This window comes from Mitsuokella sp. AF33-22 (assembly GCF_003475755.1).
Lineage (GTDB): Bacteria > Bacillota > Negativicutes > Selenomonadales > Selenomonadaceae > Mitsuokella.
Map to the genome: position 1 here is coordinate 24,490 of NZ_QRQA01000019.1, position 19,017 is coordinate 43,506.

Consider the following 19,017-nt stretch of genomic DNA (forward strand, 5'->3'; position numbering starts at 1 on the left):
TTATGCTAAAGAAACGTATGCTCTTAAATTTCCTCTCCCTGCTCCTCATGCCGGCACTCCCCGTCGCGGCCGCGGAAACCACGGAGGATTTTCCCGCAGCAGAGGTACATGAAGACGATGTACAGGCTCATCTCAAGGCCGAAGAAAAACACGAGGATATCCGCTACCCGCGTCTCACGCTGCACGGCGACTACCGTTTTCTCTACGGCAAGGGACGGTTCAACGCCGAAACGCCCGATTGGCGGACAGGCAAGTCCCCTCGCATCGATCAGTCCGTCTTCCGTGCCGAACGCCGTCTGCGCCTGTTCCCTTTCATTGAGACGAGCAAAGAGACCAGCATCCGCACGATGCTCGAGGATAAGCGCGACAGCAAGGATGAAACGCGCAACCGGCATCTGACGCTCTCCCGACTCTATCTGCAGCATGAGAATCCCCACACCAAACTCGAAGCCGGCCGTTTCAATTACTATCTCATGGATGGCAACATTATCGATAAGCGGATAGACGGGCTGCGCTTCCGCACGGGTGGTGAGGACTGGCCGCACGGCAGTCTGACTGTTTTTGCCGGACGCACGACGGGAACCGCCTCGTCTCAGAAAGATGGATTCTCACTGCTCTGGAAAAAACGGACCGGCAAGCTCGGCTTCCATACGGCCTACCTGGACTTCCACCAGCGTGAAAAACTGCCAAAGAATTACCCGCAGCTCCGTCAGCTGGGCCTGACAGCTGGACGCGCCGGCCATGGCTATGACCACCAGCGCATCTTCTCTGCGGCCATCAGGTATCATCCGCGGGAAGACTGGACCTTGGGACTCGAGCTCCTGCAGGCCCAGAGCCGCCATGAAGCGGACGATTACCGGGAAAATGAACGCGGCTTCGTCGCCTGCCTGCAGTATGGCCAGCTCAACGAAAAAGAGGCCGGGAGTTTTTCCAGCTGGATCCGCTATTACGACCAGCCATCTGCCTCAGTACTCTGGCACACGATGGATGCCGACGTCGGCTTTTTTCGCCGTCAGGGCTTTCGCGGCCTCGGTGTACGCACGGACTACGTCATCACGCCCGGCCTTTCCTGTGCCATCGAAGGCTTCCGGCTCGAAAACCGCAAGGAAAGCACACTGCTCAGCCATATGCATCAGTACGTCCTCGGCACGAGCATCACGGCCTATTTCTGATCAGGGAGCCAGGGTGTCGTTGCCTTCGCGCTCGCGTTCTTTCTGTGCCTCCATGCTCGTCAGGCCTTTCTCGGCCGCTTCCACAGCCAGTCCGACAATGCTCTTATAGCCTGTTTTGGCAAGCATATTGCCAATGTGAAAGCCAACAGTGCGTTTTGAGATATCCAGACGTTCTGCGATTTCTTCGCGCGACATGCTGCGGCAGATGAGCTGCAGGATCTCCAGCTCACGTTCCGTCAGATTGGCCTCTGAGGCGCCAAACGTATCTCGCCCCTTAATATGCGGGAAAATATGCTCCCCTGCCATCGTCCGGCGAATGCAGTCAAGAAATACATCGCCGGACGCTTCTTTATAAATGAAGCTGTCCGCACCAGCGTCCCTGGCCCAGCCGATAAAGGCCAGCTCCGACATGCCCGTCATCATGACAACGCGAAGCTGCGGAAAGCGTTCCTTGAGCCTGCGGCAGACGCGGATGCCGCTCGTGCGGCTCTCCATGCAGATATCCATGAGTACGAGATCCGGCCGGTAGCGCAAGCACGCTTCTTCGGCGAGTTCCGCCAGGGCACATGTCGCACAGACGGTAATATCAGTTGCCGGTTCGAAAAGCTTCTTCAATCCCTCGAGCAGGATCTTCTGGTCGTCCACGAGCAGGATATCCGTCATCTCGCTCCCCCATTTCCTCTTACTGTTTTTCTTTGTCTCTCATTTTTAATTGTACCATAGGAACCGTTCAAGCGGAACCGGAAGCGAACAAGAATACGACAAAAATACGACAAAACCAGCCTGACGATTATTCGACAGGCTGGTTTGTTGATATAGAAAATACAATCACTTCAGGTATTTCTGGAAAAAGGCCGTGATCTTGTCAAACGGAATCTTCTCCATATTGTCGTAGAGGTCCGTGTGGTTGGCCCCCGGGATGATCATGAGCTCTTTGTTCGCGCCCTTGAGCTTCTTGAAAGCACCCTCGCTGAAGTAGCGCGAATGGGCTTTCTCGCCGTGGATGACGAGAACGGGACTCTCAATCTCACCGGCGTAAGAGAGCAGCGGCATGTTCATGAACGAGAGCGCGCTCGTCGCGTTCCAGCCCTCGTTGGAGTTCACGGAACGCGGATGATAGCCGCGCTTCGTCTTGTAGTAGGCGTAGTAATCCTTGACGAACTGCGGAGCATCGGCCGGCAGCGGGTCGACGACGCCGCCCGCACGCTTATAGGTGCCCGTGCGGTAATCTTCCGTGCGCTGGGCGTTCAAGGCCTTGCGGTTTGCCATACGCTCTTTGGAGAGCGTCCCCGCATCTTTCTCATAGTCGAAGTAGCCGTTGGCAATCACACGGCTCATGTCGTACATCGTCGAGGTGACGGTCGCCTTGATGCGCGTGTCGATGGCCGCTGCATTGAGCGCCATGCCGCCGAAGCCGCAGATGCCGAGGATGCCGATGCGGTCCGGGTTGACGTCTGACTCCGTCGAAAGGAAGTCAACGGCTGCCGAGAAGTCCTCCGTGTTGATATCCGGCGAAGCGACATTGCGCACGCCGTTCACGCCGCCGCTCTCACCCGTATAAGACGGGTCAAAGGCAATCGTCAGGAAGCCGCGCTTCGCGAGCTCCTGCGCGTAGAGGCCAGATGCCTGCTCCTTGACTGCACCGAACGGGCCGCTGACAGCGATGGCCGCAAGGCTGCCCTTCTTGGCGTTCTTCGGCTCATAGAGATCCGCCGCGAGCTCGATGCCGTAGCGGTTGTGGAAGGTGACCTTCCGATGATTGACTTCCTTGCTCTCGGGGAACGTCTTATCCCACTCATTTGTCAGATGCAATTTCTCTGCCCCTTTCTGCTCCACAACAGTCTTCGTCTCGTTTGCCGCAGCTGCCGGATTCGCCGCTGCCTCTGCTGCCATGGCGTGGCCGCCAAGGGCAAAAGCAGTGCCAAGTACGGCCATCGCTGCCATCTTCTTCCAGAGTTTTTTTGTCATAATAAAGCACCTCTTGCTTTCTGAAAACCATTTCAACACGTTCCTTGAACTGGTTTTATTATACGGCAAAAAGTGCTTGTATTACCAATACTTGGTTTAAATCCAATTTCATGCCTACCAGGCATTGACTCATTCATCAATCATGTGAACCGAAGACTTCTTCGAGGCGGGCGCGCACGATGGCGGCGGCGCGCGAGAAGACCTGCTCTTTCTTCCAGATCAGATAGTTGTGGGAGGAAAGCACCGGTGCAAACGGCCGGAAGGTCAGGTCGGGATGCTCAGGCCCTTCGATGGGAACCAGGCCTTTGAAGGACAGCAGCAGCCCCAGGCGCTGCTCGGCGAGGAAGGCGGCGTTGTAGACGAGGTTGTAGGTCGCCCGGATGTCGAGCTCTTCGGGGTCCTTGCCCAGCCAGTGCGCAAAGACGTGGTCGCGCAGGAGCTGGCGCGAGAGGATGACCTGCTCCTCGTAGAGATCACATGGTGCAATCGCAGCCTTCTGCGCCAGCGGATGGTCCCTGCGCAGATAGAGGCCCCACTCGTCGTCGAACGGGACCTGACGGTAGACGAAGTCCGCCGGCGGCATCTGCTGACACAAGAGGCCGAAGTCCAGCACGCCCTTTTGCAGGGCGTCGAAAGTCTGCTCGTCATTGCCGCTGACGAAGTGGAAGTGGATCTGCGGGTAGGCGCGGCCGAGCGGCGTCAGGGCCTGCACGACGAGCCGCACGGCCTGTGTCTCGCCGCAGCCGAGATAAACGTCGCCCGCGATGAAGTCCTCGAGATGGGCGAACTGGTCGAGCGTCTTTGTCTCGATGGCCGTCATCTCCTCGGCGCGCGCCTTGAGGAAGAGTCCGGCTTCCGTCAGCTCCATGCGGCGCTTCTCGCGCGTGAAGAGCGGCGTGCCGAGCTCCGCCTCGAGATCCTGCAGCTGCCGTGAGAGCGTCGGCTGCGTCAGGTGGAGCTCCTCCGCCGCCCGCGTGATGTTGCGGTGACGCGCGACGGCCAGGAAATATTTCAAGACTCGCAGTTCCATGATCTTCCTCCTGAATTCATATACAAAAAAAGAGCCCCTTCAGCAGGAACTCTCTCCCCAGACGGGATGACGGGCAGGCTTTAAACTTCGCACCCTTATGAGGCGCAGGGCTTCATGCATATCCACATCTGCCCGCATGCCCTCCGCCTCGTAGACGCAGAGGGGTTCTTTGACACCGAGCTCGCTGCCCGGCATGTAGACGTATTCGTTATTTTCAGGGTCGCCGTAAATGACGCCGACCCGCAGCTTCGATTCTGCAAGGACCATATGCGTACCTCAAAACATATCGCGGTGCCAGAGCACGTAAGCACTGACGATGCTGATGCTCAGCGCGATGCAGATGACATAGAGAAAGCCGTGCGCATTGTCGGCAAACGGCACCGGCACATTCATGCCGAAAAAACTCGAGACAACCGTCGGGATGGCCAGGATGATCGTCATCGCCGCCAAGAATTTCATGACGAGGTTCTGATTGTTCGAGATGATTGACGAGAACGTATCGGCGAGACGCCCGAGAATCTTGCTGTACATCTCGACCATTTCCTTCGCCTGCTTGTTCTCGATGATGACGTCTTCGAGGAGGTCCTCATCTTCCTCATAGGCCTTGAGGATTGGCGTCAGGCTCTGATTGTTGCGCATGCGCAGCAGCTTGTCGAGCACGGCACCGTTCGAGCGGATGGCGGCATTGAAGTATGTCAGGCCCTTCTGAAGTTCCAGCAGGCGCATGATCTCACTGTTCTTCATGTCATGGCGCAGCTGGTCCTCAATCTCGTCGGAAAGCTTCGAGATCTGGCGCAGGTAACGCAGGAAGTACGTGGCCGATTTGTACAGGATCTGAAACAGAAAACGCGTCTTCTTGTACGTGCGGAAAAGGCGCGATGTGCGTTCGTTGAATTCCGTGATGACTGGCGTTTCTTCGAGGCAGACGGTGATGATGTATTCGTCCGTCACGATGATGGCGAGCGGCAGGGCATCGTAGCTGTCCTTGCCGCGGCAGACCGGCACATTCGTCAGGACCATGACCGAGTTCTCTTCCACATCGGTATGCGAGCGTTCCTCATCATCGAGTGCGGAGCGCAGAAAATCGGGGTCAACTTCGGTCAGATTGCTGACGACCTTGAGCTCATAGGGCGTCGGATCGACGATGTTGATCCAAGCCCCTTTTTCAAGTGTCTTGAGCGTCAGCTCCTGGAGAGGGCCGCTCTCCAGGGATTTGTAGATTTGCAGCATGGGTTGGGAGTCTCCTTTCCACGGTTCCGAAAGGAAAGCAGCCGGGTTCCACTAGCAGGATAAGGTGCGGGAACGGACGGTCGTTTCCCCCGGTGGATATTCATATCGCTTGGGATCTATCGTACTAGGGTGATCGTCCATTCTCCCCACCGTCCTTTCTGTTCTGCCTGATCCATTTCCCCCGCCGAGGGCGGGGAATCAATTCCGCACTTCATTATATTACCAACGTGTCAATCTTGTCTATAGAAATACTGCTTTTTTTATGCCATTCTTTCAGGAGCTGCGGAAGAAATGAGAGCATGCTCTGCCGAAAGGGACAGTTCACGGTCGGCAAGCTTCCGGATGATAGCCGGATGATGCGAGGTCAGCACGATGGTCTTGCCCGCCTGCTTCAGCGCCTGCAGAAAACCGATAAGCTGCTGCTGTCCCCTGGCATCAAGGAAATTCTCCGGTTCGTCGAGCGTCCAGACGGCCGGATTCATCGTGAAGATTGAGGCAAGAGAGACACGCTTCTTCTCGCCGCCCGAAAGGTAATACGGCGGTTTCCTGCGCAGTGCTGCGAGCGAGAAATACGCGATGGCATCCTCGACGCGCTCGCGCACCGCTTCATCGGCAAGTCCCATCTGCAGCGGCCCGAACGCAAGCTCCTCCTCGACACTCGCGCAGAAGAGCTGGGCATCGGGATTCTGCCAGACGTAGCCGAGCCGCTGATGGAACCATTTGGCATACCGGTGCTCGCGCATGCGCTTTGCTGTGATTTCCGTTCCTTCGAAGCGGTAATGGCCGAGCTCCGGGAAAACAAGACCGTTCAGCAGGCGCAGCAAGGTCGTCTTGCCCGAGCCATTCGGCCCCGTCAAAAGCACCGTCTCTCCCTTCTCCACCCGGCAGCTCACATGGCGCAGCACCGGTTCACGGTCAAAGGCACAGCAGATGTCATCAAGTTCCATCACCAAGGGAATCCCTCCAGTCGCAAGTAAAAGCAGGTATAGAAAAGGACCAGCACCAATGGCACGAAGAGGCCCCGCCAGGATGACTGACCGTTCTTTGCCAGAGCCGTGTACTCTCCCGTAAAGCCGCGGCAGCGCATGGCCTCGACCATCTCCACCGACATGCGCTGCGAGCGCTGCATGAGGATACCCATGATGCCGGCCATCGCCTGGTGCTTGCGGCGGTTGTGCCCGACGGAACGCAGCTTGAGCGCCGTGAGCAGCGCACCGGCCTGATCACCGAGCAGGACAAGGTAGCGCAGGGTCGTATCGAGGATGAAGACGGCTTCGGAAGGCAGGCGGAAGGTACGCAGAGCCCCCGTGATCTCGTGCCAGGAAAAGTATTCCTGCAGGAGGTTCAGTGCGATGACACAGAGCACCGTCTTGAAGGGAAGCAAAAGATACGGTCCGCCGCCCCAGATCAGGAGAGCCGGCAGGATGAGCACGAGCGACAGCAGCCCCGCCGTCAGCGCGCCCAGAAGATTCTTGCGCAGTACATCCCCCGGCAGGAAGCAAAGCAGCACGAGTTCTCCGCCGAGCACGAGCCATAGAAAGGCTGATGTACGCGCCGTGGCAATGAACAGGATGAGCAAAACGAGCAGGAAAAGGCAGAATGGTGCATGGCCGTGATGGCCCCGCGCTGCCTGGGCGCGCAGCACCTGCAGCACGCCGAGGAGACGCAAAAGAGACCGGGAGATGAATGCATCCCGGTCCCTGTCTGGTCTGTAGTTTTCTTCCCGCTTTGCCCATGCAGGCAAATCCATCATGAAGAACACCTCATAACCTATCACAATTCAAGAATCATACTGCGGCTCAGTGATTCGACACCGATTCACCGTAATCCGTACGCGTCCGCAGCAGCGGTGCCGCCATCTTGAAGAGCAACACCAAAAGCGCCGTGCCGATGACGGCCGAGAGGATGTAGCCGAAGGCATCGGGCAGGCCCGCCACGGCATAATCCGGAAACAGCGCATCAAACGAGAACCCCTGCTCCATGCCGGCCGGCGTATAACCGAGTGCCGTGCCGAGGAAATCCTGACCCGCGAGCTCCTCAGGGTCCCATTCCCCCCAGGCCGTGCCGGCAGCCAGCAAGCCGAGCGGCGTGCAGAGGATCAGCCCCGTCAGCAGTGCATACAGGGATTTGCCCGTCTTCATCTGCACCTCACCGAAGAGCTCCGGTGACGTTTTCACAAGATACGAGAGAATGGCCGTCGTGAACACGACTTCCGCCAGGCCAAAAAGCGTCAGATGGCCGATCATCATGGCCGGCACAGAAATCCAGAGCGGATACGGGCAGTAGAGTGCCTGTCCCGCCGCATCCGTGAAGAGCAGCGGCTGGATGCCAAACTCGACGGCTGCAGCAAGAGCCGCCAGATTGATGCCGACATAGGCGCCGAGGCCCGCCGCCACGTAACGGCCGCCCGGCGAAGTCAGGCGTTTTTGCAGCAGCGAATAAACGGCATAGCCGCTAAACGGCAGCAGGAATGCCATATTGAAGCAGTTGGCACCGAGCGCCAGGATGCCGCCGTCACCGAAGAACAGCGCCTGGATGAGAAGTGCCACGCTGACGGCCAGGCAGGCCGCATACGGCCCGAACAAGATGGCAATGAGCGTGCCGCCGACCGCATGCCCCGTCGTGCCGCCCGGCAGCGGCACGTTGAACATCATGCCAAGGAATGAGAGTGCCGCGGCAATCCCCAGAAGCGGCAGCTTCTCCTGCGGCACGTGACGGCGCACCTTCGAGACGGCCACGAGCCATACTGGCACCATGGCTGCGCCAAGCACCGCGCAGGTCGATGGACTCAGGTAATTTTCCGGAATGTGCATGAATTTCATCTCCCCAAGATACGATAAAATGATTACGACACAATTGTTGACGCTTATCATTATACGTCATATCCATAAACTCCGTAAGCCTCCCAGGGGGATAGAACTTGCAAAATCAAAGTCCCGTTCCAGAGTCCTGCTGCCAATAGGCGCGCAAAAGGGCGAGCACGAAGTCCTGGCAGGCAGGCCCCGTGCCGAGATCCCAGGGGTCCTGGTTCCGCAGGATGCTGTTGGAGATGATGCGCACGGCCAGGAACGGCACGGCAAAGGACTGGCAGATCTGCGCCACGGCATCCCCCTCCATCTCCTCCGCCAGGGAACCGTAGAATTCCCGCAGGAAGGCAATGCGGTCCACCTCACAGTTCCAGCTGTCACAGGTCGTAATCGTCCCTTCGACCACGCGGCCATGCCGGTAGGAAGCAGCAGCCTGACGCGCAGCCGCGAGCAGCGCAGCATCACCGAAATGGTAGACCTCCTGCGTAAAGGCCTGCTTCCGCTCGTCCCAGGCAAAGACGCCGAGCTTCTTCAAGCCGCGGTAATCCACGCCCGAACCCGCCGCCCGGTAATGGCTCTGCCAGGCCGAGGAATTGGCCGTGCGCGCACCGAGCACGATATCGTAAACATCGAGCGACGGATCATGCGCGCCCGCCGTCCCCTGGCTGATGACGGCCTTCGGCTTGTACCGCGCAATGGCGAGCGCTGCCAGCGCCGACGCATTGGCCATGCCCCACTGTGTCTCGCTGATGACGAGCGGCCGCCCCTCATAGAGGCCCCGCACGCAGCGGAACGGCCCGAAGGGCTCCTCCCGCACCTCCGTCATCTGCTCGATGATGTGCTGTGTTTCCACTTCCATGGCCCCCTGTATGACGACGGGCCGCTGCTCCTCCATAACAAAACACTCCTTCTAAAAAAGCGAGGTCCACGATATAAAAAAGGCCCGGAAGCCAGTGACTCCGAGCCTTATCTAAGCCGCCATGCGGCAATGGGTTCTAAATGGTGGAGATGAGGAGAATCGAACTCCTGTCCGAAATACATCCACATCACAAAGCATTATCGCAATAGCCCGAGAATGCGGGCATCATAGGAGCGGAACTCTGGGATTCAGAGTTCTCCACCACCTGTTTTGTACAAAACAGGAAACTGCCGTCTTTATTTAAAGCCTCCGGGTTGGCTGACGGTTCGTACTTCCAGAGGGGCTATCTGAGCTAGGCTCAGGCAGCGTATGCGTATTCAGCTTCGTCAGTTGAATTTAGCGGTCAAGCTTCAGGCATTCATGACCATTGGCCTGCGAACTTCGTGGCTTCAATACCCCGTCGAAACCTTTACATCCCCACATGCATCACATCCCGCAGGATGCGCCAGTGTGGACTGCTCCACATTCGGTATTCTTTATGATACCACAGCTTTGCCATCCCGTCAATCATCGAAAAGAGGCTGTGAACAAAAGATAAAATCTTTTTATCCACAGCCTCTTTTACGCCAGATACTATTCAATGTTACAATTTCAATCCACATACTCACGGGAGCCGTAAGTAAGACACGTACATCATGCTTTCAGTATAGCACGATTTCGCTCCCAAGAGATAGGATTTTTTACGAAACAAGCTGCAAAAGACAATAAAGAACCAGACCGATGCCCGCACCGACGATGGAGCCGTTCATGCGGATCCACAGGAGATCCGGCTCGACCTTATCGTAAACGAGATGATTGAGCTGCTCATCCGTCAGGCGCGACAGTACGCTCTGAACGATGACGCCGACAAGCGTCTGGGCATGCAGGGCAGAGCGGGCGATGAGATCATAGAGGAAGCGGCCGACCGTGCGGCGCAGCTCCTCATCTTCCTGCATCAGATGCAGGCCCCTGTCATACTCTTCCTCGATGATCATGGCCAGGCGGCTGCGCAGGACCGGCAGATGCTCCTCAACGGCATCGACCTGACGCGCGGCATCGGCATCGAAATGCTCCCGCATATGCGCAGCAGCACGGCTCACGACCTCTTCAATCGGCAGTTCCGCCACGAGGCTGTCGCGCAGCTCATGCACGAGCTGATGGAATTCCGGTTCCGCATTGAGAACAGCGGCCTTCTCATAGAAAAGGTCCAGCATGTCCTTCTGCAGGTCAGAGTCCTTCGTACCGAGCTCAGTCAGCATCGCCACAAGCTGCTTCTGCATGATCTTGGCCGCGTCCTCGAGATTGACGAGATCCATGGCTTCGGCCAGTCCCGTCAAAAACAGAGCCAGCGTGCTCTTGGCCTTTTCCTTCTCGTAGCGCTCCAGCATCTTCTCGATGGCCTGAGCCGTTTCCGGCTGCATAGCCTTTTCCCGCAGGTATGCGGCTACTTTCGCCAGGAATTCCTTATCGCGGCCGCTCTTCTGAAGCCAACGCCCGACATTGGCAAAAAGGTCCTCCGGCTCCATCGTACTAAGATGCGCGCGGATGTGCTGAGCGAATTCCGCTGCCTTCTGCTCACTGTCCTTGCGGAGCAGGAAGCCCCGCGCATAATGATAGAGATGATGCGATACCTTCGCACGCGTATCGGGCTCGCCGAGCCACTTCATGAGCATCGGCATCAGATGCAGGCGTTCCAGATGATGAAACACCTTGCGGCGCGAAAAGAATTCTTTCTGCACCATCGTCACCGACGCCTTGATGAAGGACTGGCGGCGGCGCGGCAGGATGGCCGTATGATACGGAAAGCCCAGGGGCTTGCGGAAAAGTGCCGTGACGGCAAACCAGTCGGCAATGCCGCCCACCAGCGCCGCTTCCGCACAGAAGAGGAAGCCGGACACGACTATGGAAGACGGCTGCTGCAAATGACAATACAGGGCGATGAGAAAGACCACAAAAGCCATCAGCAGCACGCGGTCCGCCTGATTCCACGATTTGATGCGCTCGATCATATGCCCCACACCCTTTCTGCAGCCCAGACCAGGAGATAGAGCCCCATGCCGACGAGCGAGCCGACGATGGAACCGTTGATGCGGATCATCTGCAGATCATCCTGCACCTTGTCCTCCACGAAGTGCACGAGATCATCATCGCTGAACTCATCGAGCCGTTCGCGGATGAGTCCCGGGATGAGCTCATGGTGCTTCGTGAGCTCGCTTTCGAGAAAGTCCTTCATGAGCTTGTCAAAACGATGCTGCCAAGCTTTTGAAGCAACAAAATCATCAATGCGCTTTTCCACGAAGGCGTGAAGGCTCGGGAGCCAGAAGGGATTTTCTCCCTTGAGGCTCGTATCGATCCACCGCTCCAACAGGCCTTCGATATTGACTTCCTGCAGACAATGCTCCTTCCATGCCGCAAGGACATGGCGCAGAGATTCATCCCGGCTGAACGCCACGGCCATGCTCTCGAAGCCCGCCTTGAGCCGCCCATAGCTTTCCGTCTGCTCGCTCAAGAGGCCCGAAAGGCCCTGACGGGCCTTTTCATTGAAGATGTTCAGGAGTTCCTTGTCGTCAAGGCCCAGGGCCGAAAGCACGAACGCACGGCCGGCGGATTCCCCTTCGTATTCCTTGCGCAGGACTTTGATGTTATCGAGCAGGACCTGCTGCATGGCCGGGGATGCCAGGACCTGTTCCCCGATGCTCAGGACACTGTGCAGAATCCTTTTGGCATGACGTTCCTCGCCGAGCATGCGCACGAGTTCCAGCAGGATGTTTTCAAGGGCGAGGCCGCCGAGGCCTTCCCGCACAGCCGGTGCCAGTTCTTTCGCGATGCTCTTGCTGTCAAGATCATTGACGATCTTGAGGACAACGGCATCGACCACCTCGACGACGCCCTCGCGCCCGCCGCGATGCTCCAGATAATCGACGAGCAGCCCGGCCGTATCCTGTGTGCGGATGACGCTCATGATATTCTGCGTGCTCAGGAGATCCTCGCTCGCAAACGTCACGATGGCATCCATGAGCCGCTGACGATTGCGGCGCAGGACATCCGTACGATAGGAAATGCCGAGCGGCTTGTGAAAGAGTGCCGTAACGGCAAACCAGTCGGCCAGGCCGCCAATCGTGGCGGCCAGGAAGCCATGATGAAAGAGTCCCACGGCAAAGCTGGAGCCGCCCGCTGCAAACGTGCCGAGGAAGCCCGCGGCACTGATGCCCAGCGCCAGATTTGCCTTATTTTTCTTCTGCAACCTTTACACCTCAGATTCTGGCAACGAGATCCTTGAGATAGTTCCGGAACGGCCCGCCCAGATCCTCACGGCGCAGCGCAAACTCCACCGTCGCCTTGAGGAAGCCGAGCTTGTCGCCGAGGTCGTAGCGCTTGCCTTCAAAGTCATACGCATAAACGGCCTGCTGGCGGGCAAGCTCCTTCAGCGCATCCGTGAGCTGGATCTCGCCGCCCTTGCCAGGTGCCGTATGCTCCAGGATGCCAAAGATTTCCGGACGGATGATATAGCGGCCGAGCACCGCCATGCGGCTCGGCGCCTCCTCGAGACTCGGCTTCTCGATCATATCGCGCACGCGCATCAGCCGCGGATTCTCCGTTTCATCCCCTGCGACAATACCATAAGAAGAAACCTTCTCGGCCGGCACAATCTGGCAGCCGAGTACCGAGCCGCCGGTCTTGTCATACACATCGATGAGCTGCTTGAGCGCTGGCTTCTCCGGGCTGTAGACGACATCATCGCCGAGGAGCACGGCAAAGGGCTCATCCCCCATGAATGCCTTGGCGCAAAGTATGGCATCGCCAAGGCCGCGCATGTAACGCTGCCGGATGTAATGGATACGGATGTTGGCCGTATCCTGCACCATCTTCAGGAGGTCGAGCTTCCCCTTCTTCTTGAGCTCTGCCTCGAGCGTCGGCGCCGAGTCAAAATGGTCCTCGATGGCGCGCTTGCCATGACCACTGACGATGAGGATCTCTTCGATGCCGCTCGCGAGCGCCTCCTCGACGATATACTGGATGGTCGGCTTGTCGACAATCGGCAGCATTTCCTTCGGTGTCGCCTTCGTAGCCGGCAGGAACCGCGTCCCGTAGCCTGCAGCCGGTATGACTGCTTTTCTGATTTTCTGCATGATGGATTCCCCTAACATCTGTATTTGGCAGGTCCCCTGCCTGCCATAAAGTCACAATACTTATATTATACATGAAATATGATTTTTCCTGCTGCAATTTCTGCATGGGAACAAAGATTCCCGTGCTTTCCTCAGAAAAAGCGGCTCCCGGATAAGGCAGAGTTTTTCCTTGCCTTATCCGGGAGCCGTATATCATCCTTTGCCTGCCGCTTCTTACTTGCGCTCAAGCACCCACATGTAGGCGGCAAAGTCCGTGTCGATCTTCGGCACTTCGATGCCGCTATACATGAGTTCATCACCGTAGAAGGACTTGCCCTCAAGGCTCAGACTCTTATTGCCGGCGCCGTCGTGCGAGAGTCCCCGTGCGGGGCTGTACGACGTCACTTCGTACTCTGCCGCCGCGTCGAGCTGCTCAAGCTTCAGCGTGCGCAGTTCCGCAGCAGGTGTCGCTAGCGTCTTGAAGTAGATGAGCACGATTTCCTGCCCATCCCTTGAGACAAACTCCCAGGCCGTCTCATTGCCCGTGCCGGAAAACGGCGTCAGCAGACGGTAGAACCGGCCGAGCTGCATCGTCGGACGAATCTTCTTGTAGAGGGCGATGTGGCTGCGTACTTCTGTCTTCTCCTCCTCGCTCATGCGCGTGATGTCCATCTCATAGCCGTAGCAGCCCATCATGGCTGCAAATGCACGCGTCTGCATCGGCGTGACGCGGCCGACCTGATGGTTCGGCGTCACGGAGACGTGAGCGCCCATCGTGATGGGCGGGAAGACGAGGCTCGTACCGCTCTGGATGGAGAGGCGGCAGATGGCATCCGTGTCGTCGCTCGTCCAGGTCTGCGGCATGTAGTGGAGCATGCCGGCATCGAAGCGGCCGCCGCCCCCCGAGCAGCTCTCAAAGAGGATATCGGGATGCGACTGCGTGATGCGCTCGAGGACGTCGTAGAGGCCGAGCACGAAGCGCGTGCGGACTTCCCCCTGACGCTCCGGCGGCAGTTTTGCCGAGAAGGCATCCGTCAGATGGCGGTTGAAATCCCATTTGACGTAATCAATGGGCGCCGTGTCGAGGATCTTGCAGACGGAGTCGACGATGTAATCGCGGACATCCGCGCGCGAGAGGTCGAGCACGAGCTGATGACGGCCGAAACTGACCGGATACGACGGTGCCTTGAGCACCCAGTCCGGATGCGCGCGGTAGAGGTCGGAATCCACCGATACCATCTCCGGCTCAAACCAGAGCCCGAACTTGAGGCCGCGCTTGTGTGCGCTCTCGGCCACCCCCTGCAGGCCTTTCTTGAGCTTCCCGGTATTGACAACCCAGTCGCCCAGCGAGGAATTGTCATCCTCGCGCTTGCCAAACCATCCGTCGTCGAGCACGAGGAGCTCGATGCCGAGGTCCTTGGCACAGGCCGCGAGATTGTCCATCTTGGCGTCATCGAAGTCGAAGTACGTTGCCTCCCAGTTGTTGACGAGGATCGGGCGCACGGCGTCGCGGTACTTGCCGCGCACGATGTGGTGACGCACGATCTCATGGAAGGACTGGCTCATGCCGTTCAGGCCCTCCGGACTGTAGACGAGCAGGGCTTCCGGCGTCTGGAAGGATTCGCCGGGCTCCAGATGCCAGCGGAATTCAAACGGATTGATGCCTCCGACGACACGCGTCGTACCGAACTGCTCGACCTCGGTCTTCAGCGAGAACTCGCCGCTCCAGACGAGAGCAAAGCCATACACATCGCCCTGCGTCTCCCCCGCATCCCTGCGCAAAAGAGCGAGGAACGGCGACGTCTGATGCGAGCTCGCGCCGCGGCGGCTCGCGCTCTCCTCGATGCCATGCATGAGCGGCACGCGTTCCATATTGCGTTCCGACGCATGGCCGCCCCAGAGGTTGATGCGGTCGTAATCGTGATCAGGCAGATCGAGCGCAAAGCTCGCGGCATTCAGAAGCTCCAGTGCTTCCGTGCCGCTGTTCTCTATCTTTGCACTGCGCGCGATGACGTTCACCCCGGCAAAAATCGTATACGAAAGACAAATGGCCAGCTTGCCCTTGGAATCCTCGAGATGGATGAGAAGCGTCTCGGCTTCGTCGTCCCCCGCATACGAGGCCGGCAGGCCGGAAAGAGCCGGCTTGCCCTGCTGAATCTCGTAACTCTTGTAGAAGAGTTCCGTCGTCGTCGTGCCATCCTTGAGGCGCACTTCATATGCCGGGATGCGGTAGTCCGTGTGGCCGTAAGATGGATATTCCTGCGGCAGCACGTCGAGCGAGAACGTGCGATCATTCTCATAGGCCGCCGGCTGCGGCGAGAAGGAACGGTCAATCTGCTGGAACGGGCGGCTGTCGCGGAAGGCGTGCAGAGGTCTGCCCCAGTAGCGGTGCATGAGATAGCGGCCGCGCACCACCTGCAGCACATAGCTCATCTGCTCGTTGCGCAGGTGAAAGACGCCCGTCTTTTCATCGTATTGGATCATGTTGATTTCCTTTCTGGATTTCCTATCCGAACAAAGGACACGAGGCACTCAGATTCCCTTGAAGTAGAAGGAGAGATGCTTCGACGTATTCTTGACCGTGTATTCCGGCAGAACCGGTGCCCCCCAGGTATTGTCGCCGCCCACGCCGCACTGGCCGAGCGAAGCGCGCAGGAACGTGTGATGGACCTCCGGCAGGTCGTACGGATGGCGCGCATTCTCAAGCTCGTGTGCCGTGTACGGCAGGGCCGAAGCTTCAAACGGCTCCTCATCCATCGAGAGGCGCACGCCGCGGCCGCGCTTGTCGACTGCTTCGAACCAGCGAATGCCGCCGTGATTGCCCGTCTCCTGCGGCAGCAGGTACGGCTCCACTTCTGCCTTTGCCGTCGTTTCGTAGATGCCGAGCTTGGCTCCCTGACTGCGGTCGACGTAATTGTCGAGCGGGCCGTAACCGTAGAAGCGGATCTGATCGTAATCAGCCGGCAGCGTGAAGATCATGGCAAAATCCGGGATTTCCGACAGGCCCTCGACGGCCTCGTAATCGAGTGCTGTCCTGATGGCGCCGTCCTCTTCGACCGTGTACGTGATGCAGCAGGAAGAAAGCGGCTGCGTGGCCAGTTCATACGTGAAGCGGACAGAGAGGCTTTTCGCCTCGTATTCCTGCTGGCCGAGCTGGCCGAACCAGTCGAACTCCCGCCAGCTGCCCATCTCATCGAGCAGTTCCTTCTTGACGCAGCGGCGGTAGAGGCTTGCAAGCTTCCACTGCGCCGTCATGAAGTCGCGGCGGCTGCCGTAATCATTGTCGACCGGCGCGCGCCAGAACGACGGTTTTGGCATCTCTTCCACGAGTTCCACGCCATTGTATTTGTACGAACTCAGATTGCCGGAGGCACTGGAAAACAGGATCTCGAAGCCTTCGCCGCGGACGCCGAGCGTGATGTCGCCGTGAACAATGTGCAATGGCTTCTCCGCCTTCGTCTCCAGTTCCATATCGGCCTGATAGTGACGGCAGCGCGCTGCGCGGGCAAAATCGGTTGCTTCCACCGTCTCCTCCTCATCCGGCACCTCGATCTCATCGACCTGCCAGGTTCCCTGACCGAAGGCGACTTCAAAGCCGCGCTTGGCCCAGAGCGTATCCTCCTTGAGGCAGAGCGAGGCCGTGATCGTCTCCTCGCCGGCATTGGTGAGCGGCAGGTTCTCAAAGGAAACCATCCCCTTGCTGCCCGGTGCAATGGAAGGTGCTGTGATCGTCTCCTCCCAGACCTTGCGGCCATCGAGCAGGATCTCAAGATGCAGCTCGTAAGCAGCCGTATCCGTGAACAGGCTCTTGTTCGTGATGGTCACGCCTTCAGCCGTAACAGCGAGATCGAAGTTCTGATAGTTGAACTTGACATCCTGCATCTTCGTCGTCAGGCTGCGGTTTGCAAACAGGATACCGTCACCGCTGAAATTGCCGTCGTTCGGGCGGTCGCCGAAGTCGCCGCCATATGCATAGGCATCCTTGCCATAACGGTCCTTGTGCCAGATGGCCTGGTCGACGAAATCCCAGATGAAGCCGCCCTGATAGAGCGGATCCTCATCCGTGAGTTCCGTATACTTGTGCATGCCGCCGATGCTGTTGCCCATCGCATGCGTGTACTCGCAGCAGATGAACGGCTTGTCGCGATGCTCGGCGAGGAATTTCCGGATGTCAGCGACAGGCGGATACATCTGGCTCTCCATATCGCTCGTCCCGTTGTAGCGGCGGTCCCAGAAAATATTCTCATAATGCACGAGACGCGTCGGGTCTGCCTGGCGGAAATACTCGCTCATCACATAGAGATCCTTGCCGCCGCACGACTCGTTGCCGCAGGACCAGATCAGGATGGATGCGTGATTCTTGTCGCGCTCGAGCATGGATTTCGCACGGTCGAGGATGATGTCCTGCCATTTCTCATGGTCATTCGGCAGCGTCTCGGCGACGATGTCACATTTGCCGTTGCGCATCCAGGTGCCATGCGTCTCCAGATTCGTCTCATCGATGACGTAGAGCCCGTAGCGGTCACAGAGCGCATAGAGATAACTGGAATTGGGGTAATGCGAGCAGCGCAGGGCATTGATGTTGTGCTGCTTCATGGTGATGATATCGCGCTCGATGAGAGACGGATCCATGGCGCGGCCGCTGTAGCAGTCGAATTCATGACGGTTCACGCCCTTGAAGACGATGCGCTTGCCGTTGAGCTTCATGATCGTGCCGTCCATGCGGAATTCACGGAAGCCGATGTCCTGCGGGATGACCTCCTGCAGATGGCCTGCCGCGTCGCGGACCGTGATGACGGCGCGGTAGAGATGCGGCTTCTCCGCGCTCCAGAGTCTGACATCCTGTATTTCTGCCTCGAACGACGAAGTCTGGCCTTCGACCTGCTGCACCTCGTCGAGAACGGCTTTCCCTTCGTGGTCAAAGAGCTCGACGTGTACCGTATGCGCATCGCCGCGGTTCCACTTCATGTCAAAGAACAGCTGGCCATCCTGGTACTCGTGGACGGGCTTGGCTGTGACGCGCAGGTCTTCAAGATGCACCTGCGGCTTCGTATAGAGCACGACCTCGCGGAAGATGCCCGAAAAACGCCAGAAATCCTGGTCTTCGAGCCAGCTGCCCGAGCTGAAGCGGAAGACCTGCAGGGCCAGGCGGTTCGTACCCTGCTTGAGATACGGCGTCAGGTCAAAGTCCGACGGCGTGAAGGAATCCTCGCTGTAGCCGACGTACTGGCCATTGAGGTAGACGGCGACAGCCGACTCCACACCCTGCAGGGAAAGCACGGCATTGTCCCATCCCTGCGGCAGGATGAAATCCTTGACGTAGGAACCGACCGGGTTCTCGCGCTGCGGTACCTCACCAGGATGCACGACCTCATGGCCATCCCACGGATACGTCTGGTTCGTGTACTGCGGCACGCCGTGGCCTTCCATCTGCCAATGTGCCGGCACGCGGATTGTCTCCCAGCCGCTGACATCGTACGACGGCTGTTCAAAACCCTCGGGACGTGCGGCGAGATTGCGCGCATAGTGGAAATACCAGAGTCCGTTCAGACTGCGGCGCAGGCTCGAAACACCATCGGCCATCTCCATGGCATCGGCATATGCGATGTGGTCGCTGTGTGCCGGCAGGCGATTTTCGGCAAAGAACGAAGGGTCTGCTAAACGATCGACAGTAAACATCAAAAAACTCCTCCTTCTAAAAAATATAGACAAACGTACTCGAATATGAACTATTAAGCACATTTAAACCAATAAATCTTATTGAATCTCCAGATAAGCCTGCACTTCAAGGCATTGGCCTTTT

General features: G+C 58.0%; 15 protein-coding genes and 1 other RNA gene. 1 reads left to right on the forward strand and 15 read right to left on the reverse strand.

The window, feature by feature from the left end; genetic code table 11:
* Positions 1 to 17: 17 nt before the first annotated feature.
* Positions 18 to 1,172: a hypothetical protein gene (locus tag DWZ54_RS11010; RefSeq protein WP_199663363.1), complete on the forward strand. Its 1,155-nt coding sequence runs from the start codon at positions 18 to 20 to the stop codon at positions 1,170 to 1,172.
* Here DWZ54_RS11010 and DWZ54_RS11015 read toward each other — a convergent pair whose 3' ends face one another.
* The 15 genes from DWZ54_RS11015 to DWZ54_RS11085 all read right to left on the reverse strand — a co-directional run bounded on the left by DWZ54_RS11015 (position 1,173) and on the right by DWZ54_RS11085 (position 18,893).
* Positions 1,173 to 1,835: a response regulator transcription factor gene (locus tag DWZ54_RS11015; protein ID WP_118476323.1), complete on the reverse strand. Its 663-nt coding sequence runs from the start codon at positions 1,833 to 1,835 to the stop codon at positions 1,173 to 1,175.
* A 165-nt stretch (positions 1,836 to 2,000) separates the two neighbouring features.
* Positions 2,001 to 3,140 (reverse strand): alpha/beta hydrolase, encoded by a 1,140-nt coding sequence (locus DWZ54_RS11020; protein WP_118476325.1) that lies wholly within the window; start codon positions 3,138 to 3,140, stop codon positions 2,001 to 2,003.
* A gap of 136 nt (positions 3,141 to 3,276) precedes the next feature.
* Positions 3,277 to 4,170: a LysR family transcriptional regulator gene (locus DWZ54_RS11025; protein WP_118476327.1), complete on the reverse strand. Its 894-nt coding sequence runs from the start codon at positions 4,168 to 4,170 to the stop codon at positions 3,277 to 3,279.
* A 39-nt stretch (positions 4,171 to 4,209) separates the two neighbouring features.
* Positions 4,210 to 4,437: a hypothetical protein gene (locus DWZ54_RS11030; protein ID WP_118476329.1), complete on the reverse strand. Its 228-nt coding sequence runs from the start codon at positions 4,435 to 4,437 to the stop codon at positions 4,210 to 4,212.
* A 9-nt stretch (positions 4,438 to 4,446) separates the two neighbouring features.
* Positions 4,447 to 5,400, reverse strand: a complete 954-nt coding sequence (locus DWZ54_RS11035; protein ID WP_118014894.1) for a magnesium transporter CorA family protein — start codon at positions 5,398 to 5,400, stop codon at positions 4,447 to 4,449.
* Positions 5,401 to 5,660: 260 nt separating this feature from the next.
* Positions 5,661 to 6,347 (reverse strand): energy-coupling factor ABC transporter ATP-binding protein, encoded by a 687-nt coding sequence (locus tag DWZ54_RS11040; protein WP_233541698.1) that lies wholly within the window; start codon positions 6,345 to 6,347, stop codon positions 5,661 to 5,663.
* Positions 6,347 to 7,153, reverse strand: coding sequence for an energy-coupling factor transporter transmembrane protein EcfT (locus tag DWZ54_RS11045; RefSeq protein ID WP_199663365.1), 807 nt, complete (start codon positions 7,151 to 7,153; stop codon positions 6,347 to 6,349). The genes DWZ54_RS11040 and DWZ54_RS11045 overlap by 1 nt, the downstream gene beginning before the upstream one ends.
* 46 nt (positions 7,154 to 7,199) lie before the next feature.
* Positions 7,200 to 8,213: a cobalt transporter CbiM gene (cbiM, locus tag DWZ54_RS11050; RefSeq protein ID WP_118014895.1), complete on the reverse strand. Its 1,014-nt coding sequence runs from the start codon at positions 8,211 to 8,213 to the stop codon at positions 7,200 to 7,202.
* A gap of 115 nt (positions 8,214 to 8,328) precedes the next feature.
* On the reverse strand, positions 8,329 to 9,102 hold the full coding sequence (locus tag DWZ54_RS11055; RefSeq protein WP_118476331.1) for a 5'-methylthioadenosine/S-adenosylhomocysteine nucleosidase: 774 nt from the start codon (positions 9,100 to 9,102) through the stop codon (positions 8,329 to 8,331).
* A 105-nt stretch (positions 9,103 to 9,207) separates the two neighbouring features.
* Positions 9,208 to 9,545, reverse strand: a transfer-messenger RNA (tmRNA) gene (gene ssrA, locus DWZ54_RS11060).
* A gap of 261 nt (positions 9,546 to 9,806) precedes the next feature.
* Positions 9,807 to 11,114, reverse strand: coding sequence for a DUF445 domain-containing protein (locus DWZ54_RS11065; protein ID WP_118476333.1), 1,308 nt, complete (start codon positions 11,112 to 11,114; stop codon positions 9,807 to 9,809).
* Positions 11,111 to 12,349 carry a DUF445 domain-containing protein gene (locus DWZ54_RS11070; protein WP_118476335.1) on the reverse strand — a complete coding sequence of 413 codons (1,239 nt, stop codon included), beginning with the start codon at positions 12,347 to 12,349 and terminating at the stop codon, positions 11,111 to 11,113. The genes DWZ54_RS11065 and DWZ54_RS11070 overlap by 4 nt, the downstream gene beginning before the upstream one ends.
* A gap of 10 nt (positions 12,350 to 12,359) precedes the next feature.
* Entirely contained in the window at positions 12,360 to 13,235 is an 876-nt protein-coding gene (gene galU / locus DWZ54_RS11075) for a UTP--glucose-1-phosphate uridylyltransferase GalU (protein WP_118476337.1), read from the reverse strand.
* A 213-nt stretch (positions 13,236 to 13,448) separates the two neighbouring features.
* Positions 13,449 to 15,698 carry an alpha-galactosidase gene (locus tag DWZ54_RS11080; RefSeq protein ID WP_118476339.1) on the reverse strand — a complete coding sequence of 750 codons (2,250 nt, stop codon included), beginning with the start codon at positions 15,696 to 15,698 and terminating at the stop codon, positions 13,449 to 13,451.
* Between the two features lie 48 nt (positions 15,699 to 15,746).
* Complete coding sequence (locus tag DWZ54_RS11085) at positions 15,747 to 18,893, reverse strand: glycoside hydrolase family 2 TIM barrel-domain containing protein (protein ID WP_118476341.1); 3,147 nt, start codon at positions 18,891 to 18,893, stop codon at positions 15,747 to 15,749.
* Between the last annotated feature and the right edge of the window lie 124 nt (positions 18,894 to 19,017).